Annotated in this window: 1 protein-coding gene; it reads right to left on the minus strand. The window is 74.8% G+C overall.

Translation table 11 applies throughout. The annotated features are described in order from the left end of the window. Nucleotides 1-10: 10 nt before the first annotated feature. On the minus strand, nt 11-23,662 hold the full coding sequence (locus ACQP2H_RS19230) for a toxin glutamine deamidase domain-containing protein (protein WP_433228334.1): 23,652 nt from the start codon (nt 23,660-23,662) through the stop codon (nt 11-13). Nucleotides 23,663-23,849: the final 187 nt, after the last annotated feature.

Below are 23,849 nucleotides of genomic sequence, written 5' to 3' on the forward strand. Positions count from 1 at the left end.
GCGTGCCGGTTCACCCCCGATCGGCCGCCGGTCGCGGGGTGCGCCGTCGGCGGCGTGGCGGGCTGCCGGGGCGGTCCGGTACCGGGGCGGGTGTGGTCGACCGCGCGCCGGGCGGGTACACCGGCAGTCCGGGGAGTCCGGTGACCAGGATGTCACCGAGTCCCGGCACGACGACGGTGTCCGGCAGGGCCATCCCCGCCAGGACCATCCCCGCCAGGACCACGCCCGGGGGCACCGTGCCCGGCGGGACCGGACCGGCCGGCACCGTGCCCGGCGGGACGGCGGCAGCCGGACCGGCGTTCCGACGGACGACCGGGGGGACGGCGGTGCCGGCAGGTCGGTCGCCGGTGGCGACCGGGGCCGGGTCCGGGCGCGATCGGTGTCGGGCGTTCGGCTCCCGCGTCGGCAGCATCCGGCTGGCCTCGTCGACGGTGACGACCGGGGTGTCAGCGGGGGCGAGCGCGTCCAGGGCACGGGTGGTGTCGTCGACCGCTTCCGGGTCGGTCGCGTAGCTGTCCAGCGAGCCGGGTTCGGCCCGGCCGACCAGGGCCGCGAAGTCACGGGCCGGGAAGACGTACACCTGCGCGTCGTCCGGGGCGGTGAACGCGTCGGCGTCGACCACGAACCGGCGTACCACCGGGCCGTCGCCGGAGAGCAGACCCACCTGCGCGAGGTGGTCGGCCATCCCCCGGGCCACCCCGTACGCGGTCTCCGGCCGGGTGAACACGGCGACGGGGGCGTACGGGTCACCGGTCGCGACCTGTACCCGTCCGGTGGCCGGGTCCTGGTACAGGTCGGTCGACACCGGCTCCGTGGACCCGCTCTGCTGCCCCCGGGGCACCTCGACGACCAGATGCAGCAGGACCTGACCGGGGCCCGGCCGCACCGTCCCGGGTCCGGTCACGCCCGTGGCAGACCGGACCGGGGTGGCCGGACGGCGGGCCCCGGCAGCCGGCGCGTCGAGCACCCGGTCCGACACCGCACGCGGGTCGCCACCGGGATCCTCCCGGTTGGCCAGTCGGACGAAGTCGGCCCGACCGGCCGCGATGCCGTCGCGGACCTGTCCGGCGAGGCCGTGCATGGCACGCAGCCGGGGCCGGTCCGGCTCCCCGCCGTTCCAGAGGGCGCTCATCTGTTGCAGGGTGCGCAGCAGCGTCATCCAGTCGGCGAGCGGGCCCGGCGCCCCGGGGATCCCGGCGAGAGCGCCACGGCCGGGGTCGCGGCTGATCCGGAACGTGTCCAGGGCGGCGGTCGCCGCGTCGAGGAGCCCGTCGAGCATCGCCTCCCGGGTGTCCAGGGCGAGCCGGTCGAGCTGCGCGTCGGTGCGCAGACCCACCACCGCCAGCGCGTCGTCGAGCCGGGCGAGCTCCCGGTCCGTCGCCGCCTGGTCGGGGTGGGGACGCAGCCAGCCTGCCAGCACCCCGACGGCCCCGGCGGCCCGGTCGAACGCCGCGAGATCGGCGGTGCCGGCACCGAGCCCGCCGACCACCTCGTGGTACGCGTCGAGCGCCGCAGCGGCAGCCCCGAGGGCGCGTGAATCCGCGACCGGTCCGGGACCCTCGGTCACGCCGAACCACAGCGCCCCGAGTGCCTGGGTCAGCAGTTGCCAGCCGTAGACCTGCATGATCGGCCCGTCCAGCGCGATCCCGGTGGCGTCGCGCAGCCGGGCCAGCTCGGCACGGAACCGGGCCAGCGCCGCGACGTGGTCCGCGTCGTCCGCCTGGTGGCCGTCGACCAGCGGTGTCAGGTCGAGGTCGCGATGGGCGGCCGGGGCCAGCTCGATCAGCGGCGTCAGGTCGACGATCGCGTCGAGCGTCCCGGTCGCGCGGGTGACCAGCTCGGCGACCTCGACGTCGCCGGTGCGCCACTGCTGCGCCCACCGGCCCACCAGCCACCGGAAGTCGTCCAGCACGCCGCGCACCCGTACGGCGTGGGCCGCGAAGGGGACGGCCAGGGCCGGCGTGACGAGCACCGGCAGCAGCCGGACCAGGACGCTGCCGAGCTGGTGGACGACGACCGCCGCCGCGGTCTCCGGTTCCCCGGCGGGCAGCCCTTCGAGGGCCTGCCGCGCCTCGGTGACGCGCAGCAGCACGTCGTTGCGGAGGTCCCGACCGTCGTGGACTCCGCCGACCGCGCTGCCGGACGTCGGGTCGTCGGCGTACACCGGGCCGGGGAGCACCCGGCGCAGGGACAACTCGACCTGCATCCGGATCTGGTCGCGGACCCCGTCGACGACCCCGTCGAAGTCGGTGACCTCGACGAGGACCCGTACCGGGAGCATCCCGACGGGGAGCCGGGCGTCGAGCTGGCCCCGGAGGAAGTCGGCAGCGGCGTCGGCGAGGACGCGGGCCACGGCGTTGTCCCGGGAATCGGCAAGCAGCTCCGGGGGCACCCCCAGCACCAGCCCGAACTCCACCGCCGTGCCGGCTGTCGCCGGCTGCGGCAGGCCGGCCAACCAGGAGGTGACCAGCGCGGCCCGCCGGGCGATCGCGTCGCGGGTCGGTCCGGTCAACACCGCCCAGTCGGCTACCGGTTCAGCCGGGGTGAGCCGCTGGTGGTCCCCAGCGGCCGCCGACGGCAGGTTGTCGCCGAGCAGTTCCAGGTCCCACGGCCGGCGGAGCAGCTCCACCCGGTCGAGAACCGCCCGGACGGCGTGGTCCGCGGCGATCCGGACCGGGGCCTCGACGTCGAGGCGCTCGGGCCGGGTGCGCCAGGTGCGTTCCAGCTGGGCCGCCCTGACCGGCGGCACCGTCGGATCGGCTGCCGGAGGCTGCTGCCCCGGCTGGTCCGTCGTGGTCTGCGGTGCGAAGGGCGCGACACCGATCGGTCGGAGCACCGGGTCCACCGCCCGGTACTCCCCATCGGTGTCCGGTTCGCCGACCAGCGCCGCCAGCAGGTGGAGGTGACGCGAGCGCAGCCCGGCCCACCGCATGCCGCGCAGCTGGGCCTTCTCCTCGTCGGACAGCGCCGCCCGTTCCTCGTCGGACAGGGCGTCGGTGGGACGACCCGCGAGGTCGCCGAGCAGGCTGCCCGGCACGTGCGGGCGGTGCGGTGCGGTGTCGTCGCGGTACTCCTCGCGCAGGCCGAGCTGGTGGGCGAACTCGTGTACCAGGTCCTCCTCCAGGGCGTCGCGACGCCAGTGGAACTGGTCGGTCGGCCCCTCGTCGATCACCTGGACCCGCAGGTGGGCGTCGTGCGGGGCGGCGGCCCGCTCCACGGTCACGTGCAGCAGGTCGCCGAACCGGTTGGGCAGCCGGTACGCCGTCGCATCGGCGCTGCTGTTGAACACCCGGTCCACCCCCCGCTTGAGGGCGGCGAACATCGCCCGACCGGTGTCGTCGTCGAGCCACACCCGCACGGTCAGGTCGGTCACCGGCTGGCCGCCGTAGTGGAACCGGCGGGCCTCGAACCGCGACACGACCTCGTAGCGGTCGTCCCGGGCGGGTCCGGGCCGGCTGACCGGGTCGACCCAGTGGTGCTCGCGGACCGCGACCTGTGCCATCGCGCGCCGGATCGTCCACTCCAACGGCTCGTCCTCCCCGCGCGGCACCGTGCGGGGTTCATTGCGGGGCGGGGCCGGCTCCGCCCCGTCGGGCCCCAGCGGGTCCGCGGTGTCCTGCGGCTGTTCCGGTGCCACGGTCGGGGTGGTGATCACCGCGCGCAGGTCGTCGGGGACGGCACTCGTGCGGCCCTTCTGGTCCGGCCGGAACACCCGCCATCCGCCGAGGCCGTCGTCGGTGGACACCATCCGGGCCGCGCCGGCGCGCGTCGTGATGTCGATGTCCGCCCCGTGGGTCAGGACCACCGGTGTGACGAGAAGTCCCGGCTGCTCGGCCACCGCCTGTCCGAGCACGTCGACCAGGGTCTGCGCCGCCGCGTGCGGCAGCGGGTGCCCGACGAGGACGAGACCCTCGACCGGTGTCGACTGGGCGATGACCGTCTCGACGACGGTCGTCGCCCAGCCGGGCAGGTACGTCGGTGCGTCGGGACCGGCGAAGATCAGCTGGCGGCTGTCGGACGCCTGGATCAGTGGCACCAGGTCGAGCACGTCGGGGTCCTCGGTGCCGAAGAGGGGCGGCAGGACGTGCGCCACGTCCGGCGGATACAGGTTCAGGTGGACCGTCGTCGGCTCCAGCAGGTCGACCCGGTCGTCCAGCGGGACGAGCACCCCGTCGGGGTCGACACCCCGCCGGATTCCCCGGTCGCTGTCGGCGTCGTACAACGCCGGCAGGAACTCCAGCCAGGGCCGCGTGCCGTCGGGCCAGTCGACCCGCAGCTCCCCCGCATCCGGATCCCACCTCGGCGTCGCCTCCCCGGCCAACGCGTAGACGGGCCGGCCGGTGAGGTCCGCGAGGCGTTGCAGGAAGACGTAGTGCTCGGAGAGGCTCACGTGTTGGACGACCCGGATCGCCGTCACGTCGTCGGCAACCGGCAACAGGGGGCGTAGCGACCAGTTCGGCGCGTACAGCGGCAACTCGACGGTGAGCAGGCCGGGCGGGCCGGCGTGCCGCCACATCGGCCAGAGTTCCCGGTCGGGCAGGGCCAGCTGGAGGCCCCCCGGACGCTCCACCGCCACGCCGGTGACCTGCAGCGCCTCGTCGAAGGCCGCCCCGGCCTCCCGGCGCAGGACCGCTGCCTCCACCTGGGCGGTGGCGCCGTCGACGTGCTGCGCGCCGAAGTACCGGACCTCCAGCACCATCAGCGGCAGCGCACCGTTCGACGTGTCGAAACCGTTGATCACGGTCATTCCGCCGTACCCGAGATGCTGCCGCACGTCTCCGCGGAGGTAGTCGATGATCGACTGCTGCTTGTTGTTGTTCTTCTTGTCGACGAAGGCGCCGTTCTGGAAGAAGTCACCGGCCAGCTTGACCCCGGTCCTCAGCTCGAAGCGCTCTTCGAGATCCGGGAACCGGTCCGTGAACATCCCGCGGAACAACTGCGCGATCTCCGTGAAGTTGGCCTGGAAATAGGCCTGTGCCGCCGGTGACAACGCGTCGAGCAGCATCCGCATGTCCTGCCGGGACAACGCCGCGACGTTCTCCTTGACCAGACCCCGGTGGAGCCAGGCTCCGGCGACGCCTGCGGTGTTGGAGTACAGCACGGTGGCGAACCCGCGTAGCTCCGCGACGTCCCGAGGGCTGCCGCCCCCGTCGGCGAAGTGGTCGGCCACGGTGTCGGCGAAGGACAACGCGTCCTCCAGGTGGGGGCGGGCGTAGGAGGGAGACACACTCGTCGGGCTGCGCCAGGTGTGCCGGGCGACGTAGCTCAGGAACGAGTGGGCACCGGCGAGCGGGACCCCGATGCTGTGGTGCACCCGGGCGCCGGGCTCGCTGTCCGACGGGCGCGGGCCGACGTTCGCCTTGCGACCGAGCGGTGTCAGCACCACCTGGGGGAGGTGACCGGCGGCCTGCACCGTGCCCAGGAGCTGGGCGAACGGGACGGGCCCGGTGAGCGCAGACAGGGCCTGACCCAACGCGGTCATCGCCGGGTACAACGACTCGCCGCCGTGGTGGGCGTCCATCTCGGCGTCGGTGTCGGGCACGACGCCGACGATGACCTCCAGGATGGCGACGGCCTCCTTGGTCCGTTTCGGGGCCGGTCGCCGGTAGAGCTGGCCGTCGCCGCTGTCGCGGAAGTAGGTCTTGGTCTCCACCTCGATGACTGTCGTTCCCGCGGGGTCCCTGGCGAGCGCTCTCGTCCGGGCCAGATCGGGCAGCGTCTCGGCGGTGGCTCCCGTGAACATGTCGGCGGCCGCGCTGAGGTCGAGCATCTCGAAGAACTCGAACTCCGTGCCATGGCCCAGGAAGGTCCGGTTCACCGGCGCGTCCACGATCGCCCGCGCCACCGAGGTCGAGGCGACGGGCGCGAACGTCCCGGCGTCGACAAGCGCCGCCGGATCGACAGTGCCCTCGGGATCCACCAGGACCGCACGGGCGGCGACCTCCGGGCCGAGGGCGTTGAGCCGGGGCAGCCGGTTGTCCGCTGCGGCCCGGGGCAGCAGCACCGCGCCCCGGTCGCCGCCGAACTGCACCCACCGCACCGGATCGGTCTCCCGGTCCAACCGGTACCCCGCGAAGGCGTGCCCAGGGGCGCTGCCCGGACGTTCCAGCAGGACGAAGACGGCGGTCCCGGGCACGGCGGCGACGAGTGCCCGCTCGACCTGCGCCCAGGAATCCACCACCGCCCAGTCGGACCGGTCACCGGCGAAGTCGCCGGCCCACCGGGCACCGATCGCAGCGTCGTCCCGGGTCCGACCGACCCGCAGGCCCGGCCGGACGAACCCGTCGATGCCCGGATGCAGGACGACCGCGAACCGACGGGCCAGAGCCAGACACGACAACGGATCCTCGGGCGGGCGCCAATCCGTCACCGAGCCGGCCGGACGGACGGCGGCCTGAACGTCCTGGGTCTCCTGCACGGCCGTCTCCAACCCCGCCAGCGTCAACGGGTGCCGTCCCCGGCCGGTCGACCGGGGTACGCCGGGGTGACCGCCCGGATGGCCGAGGACGGCACCGTCGGACCCGGCACCGCTCTCGGCGTCGCTGTCCGTGTCGCTGAGCACGACGTCGCTGTCCGCAGCGCCGTACCCGGGATCGCTCCCGGTCGTCGTGGGTCGGCGGGTCGCCGGATCGGTGCTCTCGCGCCAGAGGTCGACCGTCGGGCGGGGCAGTTCGAGCGCCTCCTCCCGGGCCCGGGCCAGATCGAGCACGTCCGGTTCCGGGAGCCACGCCCGGTAGTGGCCGTTCGCCAGGTAGAGCAGCACCGGTCCCTCGCTGATCCGGGCCTCGGCACCGTCGAAGCGCGGGTTGTAGACCGTCCGGATCGACCAGCCTCCGACGTTCGCCTGCACGTCGTCGGCGGCCTGATCACGGACCGCCGTCGCCGTGTCGCCGGTCGACCGGGAGCCAGCGGCCGGACGGGCCGACGGGACGGGGGTGGCCAGCACCACCGGCCGGCGCAGCGCCGCTCCGACCAACAGGACGAGGTAGTCGCCGGTGTCGGCCGCCCAGTCCGCCTGCCACCTGTTGACCGTCCGCGCGAGTTGGACGCGTACCCGCCGCTGTGCCCTGACGCCCCGGCCCAATAGTCCGCCGTCGGCGATCACCTGTTCCACCTCGGCGAGCCGGCCGTCGACGAGCAGGGCATGGATCTGGGCGCGCAGGCCGTCGGCAACCCGTAGGACCAGGGGGCGCAGGCGGGAGGGCAGGGTCACGTCGACGGGCCCACGGGCGTCCCGCCATGCCTGGATCTCGTCGAGCTGCCCGTGGTACCCGTCGGGCAACAGGCCGCGCACCTCGGGCAACGCGCTGACGACCACGGATTCGAGCAGGCAGAGGCCGTTGCGGTTGACGTCGACGACCTCCCCGACGGCGGGGGGAGGAAGTGCGGTGAACTGGTTGTCGGTGCCCGCACGGACCATCGACGGTGACGGTGACGGTGACGGCCCGGCCGGGGCTGCCGCTACGACCGACCCGGCCGGCGCACGGTCGTCGACGACCGGGTCGACGGGGGCAACCGGGTCAACCGGGTCGACGGGGGCAACCGGGTCAACCGGGTCAACCGGGTCGACCGGGTCGCGCCGCCCGGCCGCTGGCGGGGCGGGTCGCCCACCGGGCGACGTCGGATCGGTGCCGTCGGTCGGGGGAAGCAGCACCGGGTCGGCTGCGGAACCCCGGCCGAGGTGTCCGGCGGCCAACGCCACCAGTCGTTCGACCTCGGCTCGGGCCTCCCACCAGCGGCGACGGGCCGACGCCTCCGCCTCGGCCCGTTCCGCCGCGTTCTCGGCGGCGGCCCTGGCGAGCGTGTCGGCGGTGCTGCCGGCGTCCCCGGGGAACTCGGCGACCAGGGCGATCCGTTCCAGCTCCCGCCAGGACTTCAGCGCCTTCTGCGCCTGCTTCGCGGCGTGGACCGCCTGCTCCAGGAGCGCGGCCACGACCACCCGGTCGACGGGCGCGCTCCCGGGGGCGTCACCGGCCAGCAGGTGGTCCAGGGCCTCGGCCTGATCGACCAGCACCGGCTGCGAGTCGGGCATGGTCACCTGCAGCGCGGTACGGCGGGTGCCGGTGAGGTCGGTGTGCTCGGCGACGACGACCGTCTCGGTGCTCCACCACACCTTCGCCCGCGCGCCCTCGTCGTCCAGTCCCAGCCGCAGCACGTCGGTCCGGTGCGCGGCGGCCTCCTGGTGGCTGGAGTTGCCCGGCACCGAGACGCCGAGCGCCGGCACGACCCCGACCGAGGTGCCGAGGGTGTCCGGCAGGGCGGCGTCGGCGCGGGCCACCAGGCGGGCGTCGCCGTGCCGGCCGGCCCCACCGACACCGGAGTTTCCCTCGGCGGGCACGAGCACGGTGTCCAGCCGTACCGCGGTGACCCGGGTGTGCAGGACGAGCCGGTACCCGTCGGCGAGGGTGATCTCGTAGGGGCCGGCCATCCGGTGTGGGGTGGCGGCCCACAGGTGGGTTCGTCCCAGCAGGGTCATCAGCTGGTAGTTGAGTGTCGTTCCGGGCATCCCGATCGTCGCTGCGGTGCCGACGATCCGCAGCGCCCGCAGCGCGGTGGCCTGGAGGGCGGCGGCGCCGTTGAAGCCGAGCGCCGCATAGCGGTCGGGCACCGGCACGGCGTCGCCCCGCCAGGCCAGCCAGTTGTCGGCCGGGATCGGCACCAGCCGCAGCGGCCCGTCCGTTCCACCCAGGGTCAACGGGGCGTCGGTCACCGCGGCCGGGTCGGGCAGCACGGCGGCCGGGCCGGTCGGCCGGTAGGTGAGGTTGAGGTGTTCGGCGGCGGTCTCGGTGCGCAGCGGCACGGTGATCTCGTGCCGGCCGATCTCCTGCCGGCGACGGTGGGCGGTGAAGACCAGCCGTTGTGGCCCGTAGTCGACCGGCAGCCAGGGGCCGGTGGTCTCGACGGCGCTGACCGCCCGGCCGAGGGTGACGTCGCTGGAGCGGCCGGCGGCGGTACGCCCCAGCGCCCCGAGCGCGTTGAGCGCCGCCCGCTCTCCGACGTGCGCCACCGGGACCACCTCGTCGGTGACGGCCTCGCCCGACTGGCGTCCGCCGCCGACCTCGCTGACGGTACTCAACTCGAGGTTGCTGGTGCCCGCCCGCAGCTCACCCACCTGTGGCGGGTCGGTGGCCGGTACCGCCCGGACGATGATCTGCACCGCCGGACGGCTGAGCAGTCCGGGGTAGCGCAGCACGAAGCTCAGGCCACCGTCGAAGAGGTCGCCCAGGTGCGCGGCCACGGTGACCGGGTCGGTGTGGTGCAGGACGGTGCTGATGTTCATGCCGGTGTTCCGGTCGTGGCCGACCAGTTCCATTCCCTCGTCGCCGCCGAGGCGCAGCGAACGCAGCCAGCCCAGCATGGCCTGACCGATGGCCGGGACGTCCACCAGCCGGCTGGTCTGGTGCATCACCTGCGCCGCCGGCGGGGTGACCTCGCGCGGCAGCCGCCAGCCACCGGGGGTCAGGCCGAGGGCCTGCCGGTACTCCTCGGCCGACATCTGACCCAGCAGGGACACGTCACCCACCTGCCGGTAGCGGGTGAAGGACCGGTCGGGCAGCACCCACTTGGGTTCGGTGAGCACCACGGCGAGGTGGACCCGCAGCCGACCGTGCACACCCAGCAGGACGGTCCGGGACTCGGAGTGCTTGACGGTCCGTTCGACCTCGGCGACGGCGAGGACCGTCTCGCCGTTGGTCCACTCGATCTGCCGCCGGCCGAACAGCCGCAGCGCCAGGGTCGCGGGCGGCTGGGTGGGGGTGCGGGCGGCCGGCTGGGTGGGGTTCGGGGCGGGTGCCTGACCGCCGGGCGTTCCCCCACCCGCGTCACCGGGCTGGGCGGGGGCGCTGGGCTCGTCCGCCCGCCACGCCGCGCCGCCCCCGCCGACCTCCAGCCGGAACTGTCCACCCCGGTCCGCGGCCGAGCGGCGGACCGCGTACCCGGCGACCGCGCTCTCGTACCCGTCGCCGGTGACCGCGCCGGTCGGCGTCTGGTCGTGGCCGATCACCTCGGCGAAGACGAAGACCGTGACCGGCACGTCGTCGCCGACGACCACGCTGGGGGCGTGCACCGGCTGGGGTTGCTGGGTCGCCGGTGCCAGCAGCGCCGCCAGGTGGCCCTGGTCGACGAAGGCGTTGAGCCACTGGTGCAGGGGGGTGCCGGGGATGTCGCCGCTGAACGCCGTGCCCCGCCGACGACCGCCGGTGCCGGACGGCAGGTGCCCGGCGTCCATGTAGTCCGCGGTGGCGCCCCGCAACGCGTCCAGCAGTTGCTCGCGCAGCTCGGGCAGGCCGTGGACATGGTGGGCGACGGTGTGCTGGGCCAGTGCCGCGCCGAGGTGGCGTAGCCGTTGCCGCTGCGGGGTCACGGCTGCGGGCAGGAGTTCACCGAGCGCCTCGCGCAGCACGATGCCCGCACTCGGGGCGCCGGCCGGCGTGGGCAGCACGACCGGCTGCGGCTGCCCGACCGCGATGGTCTGGGTGAACGGCACCGAGAAACCGAGTTCGAGGTCGATGGTGGCGTCGCCGGCGAAGCGCAGTGGCTGCGCCTGCACGGGGTGGTCGGCCAGCCACCGCCAGGCGTCGGCGAGGAACCCGCGGTACTCGACGATGACCGACGCCGACAGTTCCAACCGGACGTCGTCGGCGAACACGGCGACCGCGCCGCCGCCGACGCCGACGACGCCCGCCTGGCTGCCCTGGGTCACCTCGATGACGTCCCGCCAGACGCCCTGGAGTCGCAACCCGATGCCGGCGGCACCACCGAGCGCGTCGCTGCCCACCGACGCGCCCGCCTGCACGCCCGACGCGACGCTGCGGACGGCCCGGTTCGTCGCCGCCTGTGCCCGGCCCTGGCTGGTGCGCAGCTTCACCGTCGGCTCGTCGTCCTCCGACTCGCTCGACCCGCTGTCGCTGGGCTCGGGGAGGTCGGCGGTGACCGGGTCCGGGTGGGTGCCCCGCCGGCCGAGGTACCGGGGTGCGGTGTCCGGGTGGCGACGCCGGACCCCGATCCGCACCTCCAGCGTGCGGCCGGAGAAGATGTCCCGCACCCGCAGCTCGATCAGCAGTTCCCCGTCGGCGGTGGCCAACAGGCGTGCCGAGTAGCGGCTCGGGCTGTTCTGCGCCGCGAGGCGTTCCTCGTTGCCGAGCCGGTCCAGGGCCCGCCGGATCCGGTCGGTCTGCACCCGCGGGTTGTCCCAGTCGGGCAGGTACTGCCGGTACACCGCGTTGCGATCGTCGTCGAGCAGTCGCCGCAGCCGGTCGGCGACCAGGCCGGCGACCAGGTCCCCGCCGTGCAGGAAGCCGCGTCCGATCCGCAGCCGGTCACCCTGCCACAGGTAGTCGGGCAGGGTACGCGGGTCGTCCGGGTCGTCCTCGACGGTGCCGGCGAGCAGGGCCACCAGGTCGCGGTCGGGCCGCGCCGACGGGGTGACCCCGGAGAGCGCCGCCGCGTGCTGTTGCGGCACGACCAGCAGTGTCCGCACCGACACCGGCTGCGACCCGCGCCGCAGCCCCCGGTACGCCAGCGACCGGGTGACCGACCGGTGCATGCTCCACTGCACCGTGCCGGTGTACTCGGCCAGGTAGAGCCCCAGGACGTGGTCGCCCGTCTCCTGCCCGGCGGTGGTCTCGACCTGCGGGGCGAGGGCCTGCGCCCGGCGGTCGACGACCGAGACGGTCGGTCCGGCGGAGAGCCGGAACAGGCCGAACGCCCGACCGATCAGCACCGCGAGGAAGCCACCCCGGTCCGAGGCGGACTGCACCGACTGACCGGTGGTGACCGAGGCCGCCGCGCGCAGCAGCGCCGATTCGGGCAGCTCACCGATCGGGGTCAGCCGGGTGAGCCGCAGGGCGGGCCGGACCCCCTGGGCGTAGGCGGGTCGGCGCAGCCACGACGAGCTGGTCGCGGTCAGGCCGGTCGCCCCGGGCTGCACCGCGTCGAGTGCCCGCTGGCCGCCCCAGAGCCGCCAGACCCGCAGGTTGCTCCCCCGGCGGACCACGTCGGGAATGCCGGACTGCACGGTGGTCGCCAGGGCGCCGTCGTCGACGACCTCCACCGGGTAGCTCGCGTCCCGCAGGAGCGCCGCCCCGGCGCGACTCACCGTCAGCGCGGTGCCGTCGCTGATCGGCCGCATCGTGGCCAACACCTCGGGGGTACGGAACCAGAGGCGGTCGCCGTCGCCGGGCACCCAGGTGGCCGGGACGTCGGCCCAGGCCGGTGGGGCGGGCCGCTCGGTGATCTCGACCTGGACGAACACCGCGCTGCGGGTGAGGAACGAGTCGGGCACCCCGATCACCATGCCGTTGTCACCGGTGGTGAGGGACTGCCCGATCGTGCGGACCGCCCGACTGCTCAGCACGCCACCCAGGACGGCCACCCCGACACCCCCGGCGGGGATCGGCACCACGACCCGGGCGGTGGTGGCCTGTGGCTGCGCCCACGTCGACGCCGACACACCTGCGGTCCGCCGGTCCTCGATACCACCCAGGCCGGGGGCGAGCCGCACCTCGTCGGTGTCGCTCGGCCGGGGTACGAGGCGCACCCAGGCGAACCGCCTGTCCCGGCCCACCCGGACCGGGTGGCCGGCGCCGTGGTGCAGGAACCCGGTGGGGTCGGTGGCCAGCGCGTGCAGCAGGGGCCGGGCGCTGGCCATGGTCACGCCCAGTGTGCCCAGTCGCCGGGTCACCTGGGCGGTGAGCCTGTCGCTCCAGGCCGGGTGGCCGGTGTGCGGCACCCCGATCAGCAGGGGCTGCGCGGTGACCGCGGTTCGTACCGCGGTGACCTGCTCCGCCGTGGGTTCCCGACCGGGCACCTGGCGGGCCTCGCCGGTCGCGTCGAGCAGCAGCACCTGGGCCCGGCCGGTGGACAGCGCCTCGGTGAGGTCGGCGTCACTGAGCCCGACGGCGTCGACCCCGACGACCATGAGCTGGGCCGGCACCGTCGCCAACCCGGGCTCGACGACGAACATGAGCAGATGTCCCGGCTCCTCCGCCCGGGGCAGGTACGCCAGCGCCACCGAGCCTGGTGCGGCGCGCAGCGCGGTGACGGTGGCCTCGACGTCGTGCAGCGGTTCGAACTGCCCACCCAGCGCGGCGGCCAGGGTGCCGGGGATGGTCTCCGGGGTCACCGTGAGCTGTGCGCCGAGCGCGCGCGGGGTCCGTCCGAAGTAGTCGTCGACCAGCCGCACCATGGCCTGGACCAGGTCGGTGGCGTCGGACACGACCAGCGCCGGATCGGCGACGGCCCGGGTGAGGCCGGCCGGCGACGGGGTGAGGAAGTCGGCCAGGTCCATCGCGTCGCCGTGGGCGTCCACCGCCAGCACGGTGGTGCCGGCGCGGGTCAGCGCCGTGGCGGTGACCGGGTCAGCGGCGGCGGACCGGGCGAACGCACCCGGCCGGGCGGGGTCGACCACCCGGGGCACCACGGCACCGTCCCGGTCGTCGGCGACCAGCCAGAACACCCGGCCGGGCGCGTCCGGCGGCTGCTCGTGGACCAGGAGCATCGCCCCCGGCCGGCGGGTCAACGCCTGGATGAGCGAACCGGGACGGTCGACGTCGGTTGCCACCGGCCGCCCGCCCAGTGCCTGGTGGAACCCGGCCAGGCTGAGCGTGGTCACCGCCGTTTCGGTCACCGGGAGGTCGCCGATCCGCCCGTGCAGGACGAGGTGGGCGCTGACCGCCCGGACCCGGGAGCTGTCCTCGGTGGCACCGGCCTCGTCGGTCTGCACCGCGTCGACCCACCCGGCGAGGCGGGGCAGGGACGGTCTGCCCCGGCGGACCTGCCGACCGACCGCGAGGCGGGCCGCCGGCAGCCGGCGCAGCGCCTCCCCGGCGGCGTGCAGCGCCGCCGGGGACGGGCCGGCTGCGGCGGCTGTGGTCCCCTCCGTCGAGCTGGTCGACACCGACGCGGTGTCGACCGGGCCGGGCTCCGTCCCCGCCGCGCCGGTCGACGTGGAATCCGAGTCCCGGTCCGACGAGGCATCCTGATCCGGCTCCCGGTCCGACGACCGATCCTGGTCGGCGTCCGACGACGGGTCCTGGTCGGGCTCCGACGACCGGTCCTGGTCAGAATCCGACGACCGGTCCTGATCCCGCTCCCAGTCCGACGACCGGTCCTGGTCGGCGTCCGACGACGGGTCCTGGTCGGGGTCCGAGGGCAGGTCCGGGTCCTGGTCCGCCGGCCGCTCCCGGGCGGGGTACGGGGGCGGGTCGGATACGACCTGGCCGCCGAGCATCCGGTGGCCACTCGCGACGCGCACCGCCACCAGCCGTCCCTGCGCCAGCAGCATCCACGGTGGTTCGGTCAACCCGTCGGGGTCGAGCGCGGTCAGCCGGTCGGCCGACTCGGCCTGCGGCCGCACGAGCGTCAGCGTGCCGTCGGGAGCGCGATGGACGAGGACCACGGCGTCGCCCAGCCAGACCAGGGCGACCGCGTTGGCCGGCAGCAGCCCCAGGGCCGTGACCGGCACCGGGGCGAACTGCAGCGCGTGCAGCCGTCGGGCCAGCAACGCCGGGTGCTGCCCCGCCGCTCCGGGCAGACCGAGGTGGGTGAGCACCCGGCCCACCGACTGTTCGCCGGAGGGGCCGTCCACAGCGGCCCTCAGCCGGTCCATCCCGAACAGGGCCGAGGCGAGCCGGGCGGCCCGGTCCGCCAAGGTGCTGGCGGGCAGCCCGGACAGCCGGCCCCACAGGTTGACGCCGTCGGGCGGGATGGTCCCGCCCCACTCCTGGCCCAGGTCGTTGACCGCGCCCGCCAGCTCGGCCAGCTCGGCGGTGACCACCGCGACGGCCCGGTTTGCCAGCTGGTACGCCTGAGGTCCCGTCATGACGTCGGGAACGCCGGTGCCCGGCCGGGGATGGTGGGCCTGCCACTGTCCGTCGCCGGTGCGGACCAGCACCACGGCCGACCGCGCGGCGAGCGCCCCGGCGAACTCCTGGGCCGCGGTACCGGTGTCGAGCAGCACGACGACGGGGAGGCCGGCGGCGGTGTCCGGCAGGATCGCCCGGTAGTCGTCGGCGGGCAGCGCGCCGCGCCCGTCGGGACGCCCGGTGGTCACCCCGTCACCGCTCACCACGCCGGGTTCGACGAGGACGCCCCGTTCGCCCAGCAGCGGGCCCAGCCCCCACGCCCAGACCTGGTCGGGCATGACTCCCAGCAGCGGTCCGTCCCGGTAGGGGACCGCCACCAGCTGCGGCGGCGGCACGTCGTCGGACGGTTGCCCGGTGCCGGTGGCGGGGGGTGTCACCTCCCACGCCAGCACCCGCCGGGCGGGGAGCCGGCCGGCGGGGGCCGACGTGATCTCGATGACCGACACGTCCGCGCCGACCCACCAGGCCGGTCCGCCCGGCGGGCCGACCGGCACCGTCCAGTCGGGCACGAAGGTCCGGTCGGCCGGGCGGATCCCATGCTGACGCAGCGGATTCTCGGTGACGGGCTGTCCGACTCCGACGAGACGGGCCAGTTCGAGCATCGCGAGCCGCCGGTCGTAGGACAAGTCGTCGGCGAGTTGGCTCGGCAGGGAGGTAGCCAGCGATCCGTCCTCCTCACCCAGGATGTCGTGCTCGGCCTCGGCCAGGATGTCCCCGTCGATGAACCAGCCGTGCAGGACGTGCTCCCCGTCCGGACCGGGTGCCATCACGCGCATCACCGAACCCTCCGGCAGGGTGTACACGCGGTCGTCGGCGCTGATCTCCTCGACGGCGACGAAGGCGACATCGGTGACGGCGTGCCCGACGGGTGGGTCGGCGTCTCGGGCGGCCACCCGGTCGGCCAGGAACCGCACGGCGGTCTGCGGCAGCGCCAGCATCGTCGGGGCCGGCACGACCTGCTCCCGCAGCGCCGGGTCCGTGGCGGCCACGCCAGCGACGACGTACGACAGATCCGCGCCGGTCAGCACACCGATCCGTTGTTCGTCTTCGGACCACGCGTACGCCGTCCACGTTCCGGGGTCGCCGACGGTGGAGCGGGTCACCACCGCGAACACCGCGTCGAAGATCTCGGGGATCTCCGCGATCGACTCGACCTCGCCGGGCACCACGATGATCCGGGTCCCCTCGGGTAGCCGCTCCGTCAGGACGGCGACCGCGTCGGACGCCGGGAAACCCGCCCGCACACCGTCGACGATGTCGTCCAGCTCGGACAGTGGCACCACGGCCACCCGGAACGCCGCACGCAGGGAGGCCGGCAGCCCGGAGCGACCGGCCGACCAGAGCACCGCGCCGTTGCCGTACCGGTCGGCGGTGGGCACGGCCGACGCCGGCATGCCCACGGCGAGCAGGGATTCACCCCCGTCGACCGGGAACTCCATGGCGGCCATCTCCGGGCCCAGCCACACCAGGGCATCGTCGTCCGCATCCGGGTCCACCGCCCAGCCCAGGCCGCGCCACGACGGGTTGTCGCGGGTCGTCCGGATCAGGTCGTCGACGTGGCCGGCCGAGATCGGCAGCCCGCCCAGCGTGACGTGGTCCGCATAGGGCTGGCCCACGTCCGCCGCCCGCGCCGCCCGGCCCAGGTCGGGCGTCCAGCGGACGACGGGGCCGGTCGCGATCCGGTCGCGGAGGAAGTCCGTGACGGGGGCGATCGTGGCCGGGTCCACGGTGACCAGGTGAAGCTCCTCGCCGGACCAGCGCTGGAACACCCGGACCTGGTCGACGGGGACCCGCAGGGTCAGGTCGTGCTGGTGCTGGTCGGAGTCGCCGACGAGGAGCAGCCCGTCGTGGCCGGCCTCGGCCGCGAACGCCTCGGCCGAGGCCCACCGGTCCAGGTGCAGGTGCAGGTGACCGTCGACGACCTCCTGCCCGTACGGCCGACCGAGCAGGTCGAAGACCGCGCGGACCAGCGCGGTCTGTGTCGGGGTCCGGCGGTGGGCCTCGGCCGCGCTGAGCACCACCGCGTCGAACTCGTGCCGGAGCTCGCGCAGCAGGTCCGCGCTGTCCGGGCCGGTCAACTCCAGCTGCCAGCCGGGGAGCTGATAGACGGCGGTCCAGCCGGCCAGGTCGGCGTCGGGCGCGAGCACGCCGACGCCCCGCTCCAGCAGCCGCTCGACGAACGGGCTCCCCTCCGGCGGCGACCGGTCGAGCAGGACGACCCGGGGGTGCGCCCGCAACGCCTCGCTCCCGATCACCTCGTCGGCGGTCACCTCCCAGCCGTCGCCGGTCAGCCGGTCGCCGTCGAGCTGCCCGGTGGCGACGACCAACCCCCGGCCGCTCAGGTCCTCGCGCTGCGGGATGGTGACCACCGCCCGGGCCTCCGGCGGCTGCGGGACGAAGTAGACCATCGGATGATCGACGATTCTCCGGGCGGCCGCGTCGACCAGCAACAACGTCGGGCTCGACGACTCGGCGGATTCGGTCCAGATCACCCCCTCCCGGTCGGACCGGCCGGCGAACAGTTCCTGCACCTGCGCCAGTGCGGCGGGCGACACCGGGGCGAAGCGGTGACCGGCCCCCGGCCAGGCGCCCGGGGTTTCACCGATGCGCCGCGCAACCTGGTCCCGATGTGCCATGGCCAGCAGGAACTGGTCCCAGGGATAGGTCCGGCCCGGGTCGAGGACGGCCAGCCAGGACTGGATGCGCGACCAGGGCTCGCTTATCACCCGCCACGTGTCGGGATGGTCGGCGGCGTACCTGCCGTCGAAGAGGAACTGCGCCCAGCGTGTCCCACCACGGGTGGTCTGGAAGGACTGCACCAGCTCCGGACGGGGATCGGTGATCTCGATCAGCACGCGGTGCCTCGGTAGCACGGCTGGATCGATCAACAGGACCCCGGCCTCCCGCAACTCCCTTAGGATGCTTGCGGCGTCTCCCCTTTCCGCCCGGGCGAGCAGCAGCCGCACGGGTTCGGTCGGCGTGGCCAGCAGCTCGCTGTCGAAGATCTCGGTGAGCCAGTCGTCGTCCTCGTAGATCCGCAGGGCGGGGTCGGCGAGCAGCGCCTGGGCCAGCTCACGGCCCTCGACCGGGTCCGCGGCGTGCAGGGTGGCCCGGGCGAGCGCTCCGTCGAGTTGGGTGACGAGCTGGCTCACCTCGGCGCCGGTGACGGCACTGGCGCCGAGCACGATCCAGTGCACGTCGGCGGGCAGCAGCGTCGGCAGGACGACGATGGCGGAGGCCCGTACCCCCTGGATGAAGGCGGAATCCACCACGGCGGCGTGGTCGAGGTCCGGGAAGAACAGCACCCGGGTGCCCCCGGTGGTCGGCAGCCGGGCCAGGTAGTCGGCTGCGGTGTAGCGGGTGCCGTCCGGGGTGACCAGCGCGTCGGACGACTCCGCGTCCAGCCGGCCGGGCTGTACGACGATCCGGTGTGCGCCCTGCCAGCCGTACCGGTCCACGTAGGTCACCAGCACCCCGGAGAGCAGCTGCCATGGACGCCGCAGGATCAGCTCGCGGACCGGTTCGTGCTGCCAGTAGTCGGCCAGGGGTGTGTCCTCGGGCATCTCGAGGAACGCGGCCAGCCCGGCGGCGTACGCCGGGGTCTCCCCGAACGTCTCCCAGAAGGTCTCCCGGATCGCGGCGAGGACCCGGGCCTGCAGCATCCGGCGCTCGATCCCGTCGAGCGGGCTGTCGTCGTGCTGGTCGGACCGCTCGGCCAGGATCCCGGCGGTCTCGGTCTGCTCCGTGTCCTCGATCACGTACTGCCAGGCCCGGCGGACCATCTCGGGCGGGTCCGTGATCGGCTGGGCCACCGGGCCGTCGACGAAGTCGTTGCGCCACAGCGGGACCACGGTGATCAGGCGTGGGTTGACGTCGAGCGACGCCCCTGCCGGCGGTTCCACCAGCGCGTCCACCTCCAGCGCCGGCTGGTCCTCGATCGCGGGCAACGACAGCCGGACCAACCGGGTGGTGTCGGCCGGGGCCGCCACGGCCAGCTCCACCGGGGCCGCCCCGGTGGTGTCCGCCACCGTCGACGGCCATCCGCCGCGCAGCAACCAGCCCCGGTGCCCGCCGAGACCGTCGGCCAGACCGGTGTCCGCGACGGTCACCCGCCGCACCGGGCCGGGCGGGGTGGACTCCGCGTGCGGCGGCGTCGCCTGCTGCGCCGCCACCCGCGGCTGCTCCCGCTGGTCCTGCGACAGTCGCTCGTACGCCGGGGCCGGGTCGCCGGCCGTGTAGTCAGGTAGCGCGACGTACGCCTGCCGGACCCGCTCGGGCAGGCCGGCGAGCTGCGCCCGGGACAGCCGCCCGGCGGGGGGTACGGGGAGCCGGAAACGGAGCCGGGGTATCCGTACCGGCTCGGCAGGCACCTGGGACTCCTGCATGACCACCACGCTCAGGTGGGCCGGTGCCGCCTGGCCCACGTCCAGGCGGCGGCGTAGTTCCCGCTCGACGGAGCGACCGAACGCCACCGCGTTCGCGTCGTCGTCGCTGACCACGGTGAGCACCAGCGGCGCCCGCGGATCGACGTCGATGGTCGGCGCCCACGGCCCGCCGTTGTGCCCGCCGGCGAAGAAGGCGTCCAGCATCGCCTCGGGCAGCACCCGCCCACCGAGCAGCAGTGCACGTTCGGCGTCGGCGAGCAGGACGAGCAGGTGCTGGCCGGGCAGGTCCACCGCGTCGACCTGCCGGATGAGCGTGGTCACCGTCGTGGCCAGTTCCTCGCCGTCCCAGGGCCACAGCACCCCCCGCCGCTTCGGGCTGCTGGCCACCCCTCGCCAGTCGGGCTCCTTGCCGCTGTCGCCGGTGTCGACGGTCCGGCCGCCGTCGTCGTCGGGGACGCCGACCGGGGCGGCCGGGGTGACGAGGGCGTCGGGGACCCAGGCGTCGTAGTGGTCGTGCCCGTTGTAGAGCAACCGCACCGGCGTCCCGTCGCCGTCCGGCCAGAGCACCGTCACCGACGGCGGGTCGAGCCGCCCCTGCCACACCGGCCGGCCCAGCGCCGCACCGATCACCAGGGGCAGCACGTCACCGACCCGGCCACCGTCGTCCGGATCGTCCTGGCCGGGCAGCAGCCGCTGCCAGTCCCAGGTGTCGACCGCGTCGAGCAGGGTGGTCTGCACGTCGTATCCGACCGGGAACAGCCAGGTCGTGGCCACCTGGTCGAACAGCTCCACCATCGCCGGGGAGGGGTCGGCCACCCGCCGCAGGATCTCCTCCCGCAGCGCCGTGTCGATATCGGTCAGGTCAGTGTCGTGGACGCCCGCGCGGCGTACCCGCAGCAGCCGGTCCACGGCGTCCGCCGGCATACCCGCGATGTCGGCCATCGCCTCGGGTGCCGCGACGGCGACCGCGCTGAGCAGGCAGAGCCCGTCGCCGATGATGCGGATCCGGTCCCACCCGGTCGGCGGCAGCGGGGCGTTGGTCAGCCGTACGCCGTCCGGGTCGGCGTCACCGGCCCGGCTGGCGTACCCGGCGAACGGCACGGCGAACGGCGCGTCCGACCGGTCGGGGTCGACGATCTCGTCGTTGACCACGTCCCACGCCCCGGTGCCGTCAGGCACGAACAGTGTCCACGGCCGGCCGTCGACCGACACCGGCAGGTGCCCCGTCGTCCCGGCCACCACCAGGTCACCCTCGGGCGCGTACACGTCGGTGTCGCGCAGGTCGGCCAGGCGCTGCACGGACCGCGCGCCGATCCGACCCGCCGCGCAGGACAGCAGCGCCAGTCGCCGGCCGTCCCGCTCGGGCGACTCCAGCATCGTGTGCAGCTCGTCGACGCTCAGCGTCACCTCGCCGGTACGGCCGTCGGTGTGCCGCAGTGGCACCCGGAACCGGTCGCCGGCCCCATGCACCAGCACCGTCACCCCGTCGGTCGCGGCGGGTAGCCGAGGGTCGCGGGCCAGCCGACGCCATTCCCGGTCCGACAGCAGGGCGATACTCCCCGGTCGGCCGGGGAGGTCGTGGGTCACGACCTGGGCGCCTCCGAACCACCAGGTCCCGTCAGGCTCCTTGCGCAGTTGACCCGGAGCGGACCGGTCCACCCGACCGGCCGGGGTGGATCTGCGCAACCGTCGCCCGTCCTGGTCGGTGCGGTCCTGGCCGGCACGGTCGGCCGGTGCGGGCCCCCGGCGACGGATCCGGTTGGCGTAGGCGGGCCCCGGCTCGGTCCAGAGCACCGCCCGGCGGCGTTGCCGGGGTGTCGCCGGGCGCTGCGTGCCGCCGGGTGCCTTCGACCGGCCGGCACCCCGGCTGCTCTGGTCGACCCGCACCATCCGTGGCGGAATCCCCTCGGTCCGCAGTCGCGCCGCCACCATCGTGCCGACCAGCTCCGCCAGCGAGGCCGCCCGCCGCCGTCCGGTGCGGGCGGCCCCCCGCCGCAGCAGCCGGCCGCCGTTGCCGCCGCCCTCGATCCGGACCCGCACCACCCGGGGCCGGTCGGATTCCCACGCCCGGCGGGCCTGGGCGACGACCTGGTCGACGAACAGGTCGAGTTCGGGCCACTGCCCGTCCTCGGCCGCCCGCTGGCCGGGGGCGAAGTCGACGGTGACGGTGGCCACCGGGTCGGCGTCGTCGGGGGTGTGCCGGACCACGGTGACGTCCCGGTCGAGCCGGTCGCCGACCGTCGCCGCGACGGTGCCCAACCAGCCCTGCACCTCGTCGGGGTGCACCGTCGGGCGGGTCGCCCCCATGTACTGGGCCGAACGGTCGTCGACCTGCCAGCGCCGGGCCGACTCGTTCCAGGTCAGTTCGCCACCCACCCGGGCGTGCCGCTCGATGGCCCGGCCCCGCGCGTCGAAGCCGACGGCGAGGCCCGCGTGGCCCTGCCCGCCGAGCTGCTCCCGCAACCGCTCGGCGGTCAACTCCGGATCGTGCTGCCGCATCCCCGCCAGTAGGGCTTGGAAGTCCCGTGGCCGCATCGCCGCGGCGGCGTCGGCCGCACCGAGGTAGATCTCGCCGTCCTCGGCCACCACGTAGCGCCAGGACCGCGCCCGCGCCGGGTCGAGCAGGTGGGCGGGGAAGTCCGCCAGCCGGTACCAGAGCGGATTGAGGCGTACGTCCCCGGCGTCGTCGCGTTCCCCCGGCGTGATGCGGGCCGCCCGTACCGCCGGCCCGTAGGTCTCGTCGAGATCCACGCCGACCGGCGACTCGTCCGGGACGTCGGCGGCGGTCAGTGAGTCGGGAGTGGCGGGGGTCACCGGTCGTGCCGGGGTGCCCGGCACGCCGAAGAGGTCGACCACGACCGGGGCGGCCGGAGCGTCGGCCGTGGCCGAAAGGTCGACGACGACCGGAGCAGCCGGAAGGTCCGCGACGACCCGGGGAGCCGAAGCCTCCGGGGAGACCGGCAGGTCGGCGACGACAGGAGGGGCCGAATCGTCCCGGGCCGCCTGGCGGTGGGGAGTGGCGGTGGCAGGGAGACCGCTGGTGGCGGGGGTGTCCGGCCCGGCGGACGAGGCGTCGAAGTGGTCGCGGTCGTTGTGGTACACCGACACCGCTGCGGCGTCGGCCGGCCCGTAGACCGCGCGGACCCGGCCGTCGGCACGGCTGCGCACGCTCAACGACACGTCGAGCGCGTAGGCCAGCAGGGGCAGCAGGGCCACACCGACCGGTTCCGACCAGGAGCGGGACCAGTCGCGTACGGCGGCCAGGAGCACGTCGAACTCCTGGTCGGTCAATGGCCCGGCATGGAAGCCGTACCAGTCGAGGTAGGTGGTGCGCAGGTCGTCGTCGGTCAACCCGGTCAGGTCGGTGAACCCGTCCCGCTCCAGCACGGCGATCCGGTCGGCGCGGGAGACCAGGTCGGGTTCCACCCGTTCCCGGTCGGCCAGTGCCTGACGGACCTCGGGGATCACCGACGGTAGGGCGTCGCGGTGCATGGTCAGATATCCGGCGACGAGATCGATCATGGCGTCGGCGGTGCGGTCCAGTGGTGCGTCGGCGGGGACGGGCACCGCGCCGATGGAGAGCTGTTCGGCATGCCAACCCACCGCCGCACGCACGTCGTCGGGCTCTGCCAGCCACCCACCCACCTGCGGCGACAGCAGCTCGGCAGCCGCCAACCGATGCGACACCAGCCCCGGCGCGGACGTCAGGACCGCGTAGGGCAGACACCGCCCGTTGGCCGGCACCCGCACCAGGTCCGCCGGCAGCTCCTGGACGGTCCGGGTGGCCGGCTCGACCGTCGGCACGGTCGCCGGCTCGACGGGTTGGCTGGTCGTGGTGGGGTCCGGGGGTGTCGGGTCCGGCCGGGACATGCCGTACCGGCTGGTGCTGGCGGGGTCCACCAGGGCACTCACGGTAGCCGTGCCGCCCGGCGTCACCGGCACCGGCATTCCCTGCCCGTCCCGCACGATGACCCGAGCGCCCACCGGCAGTTCCGGCGGTTCGCCGACCGGCCGGACCCGTCGGCCCTCGGTCGCCTGGGTCTCCACCCAGAACAGCTCGCCACCCTCATTGACCAGGGCGAAGGCGTGCCGTGGGGCGTTCGGTGGCTCCACCAGCACCGCCGCCACCGCGTTCGGGCCGGCGGCACGGACCGGGCCGAGCACCTGCGCCCAGTCGGAGACCGGCTGCCACTCGGTGCCGAGCTGCGCGGCGAGGTCCCGCTCCGGACGCGCGGGGTCGACCGCCGTGTCGTCCCGGGTCACCCGGGGCAGGGCCGAGAATTCACCGACCACCGCCGCCAGCCGGATCACACAGTCCAGCGCCGTACCGTCGTACGGGGGAAGTACCCCGGTCAGCCGCTGCTCCAGGACGGCCCCACGGCCCTGGACCAGCGTCCCGGTGGCGTCGGGCACCGCACCCACCGGCACCGGCTGTGGACCCGCCGCCGGTACGCCCGACGACGCACCGGGCCCGGAGGCGTTCCCCGGCTGCGCCCGGGACCCCGACCCGGCAGCTGGCTGCGCCCCGGGCTGCGATCCGGCCGCTGGCTGCGATCCGGCCCCCGGCTGCCCGCCGGGCTGCGATCCGGCTGCTGGCTGC

Origin of the sequence: Micromonospora sp. CA-248260, assembly GCF_050942205.1 — a bacterium.
Lineage (GTDB): Bacteria > Actinomycetota > Actinomycetes > Mycobacteriales > Micromonosporaceae > Micromonospora > Micromonospora antibiotica.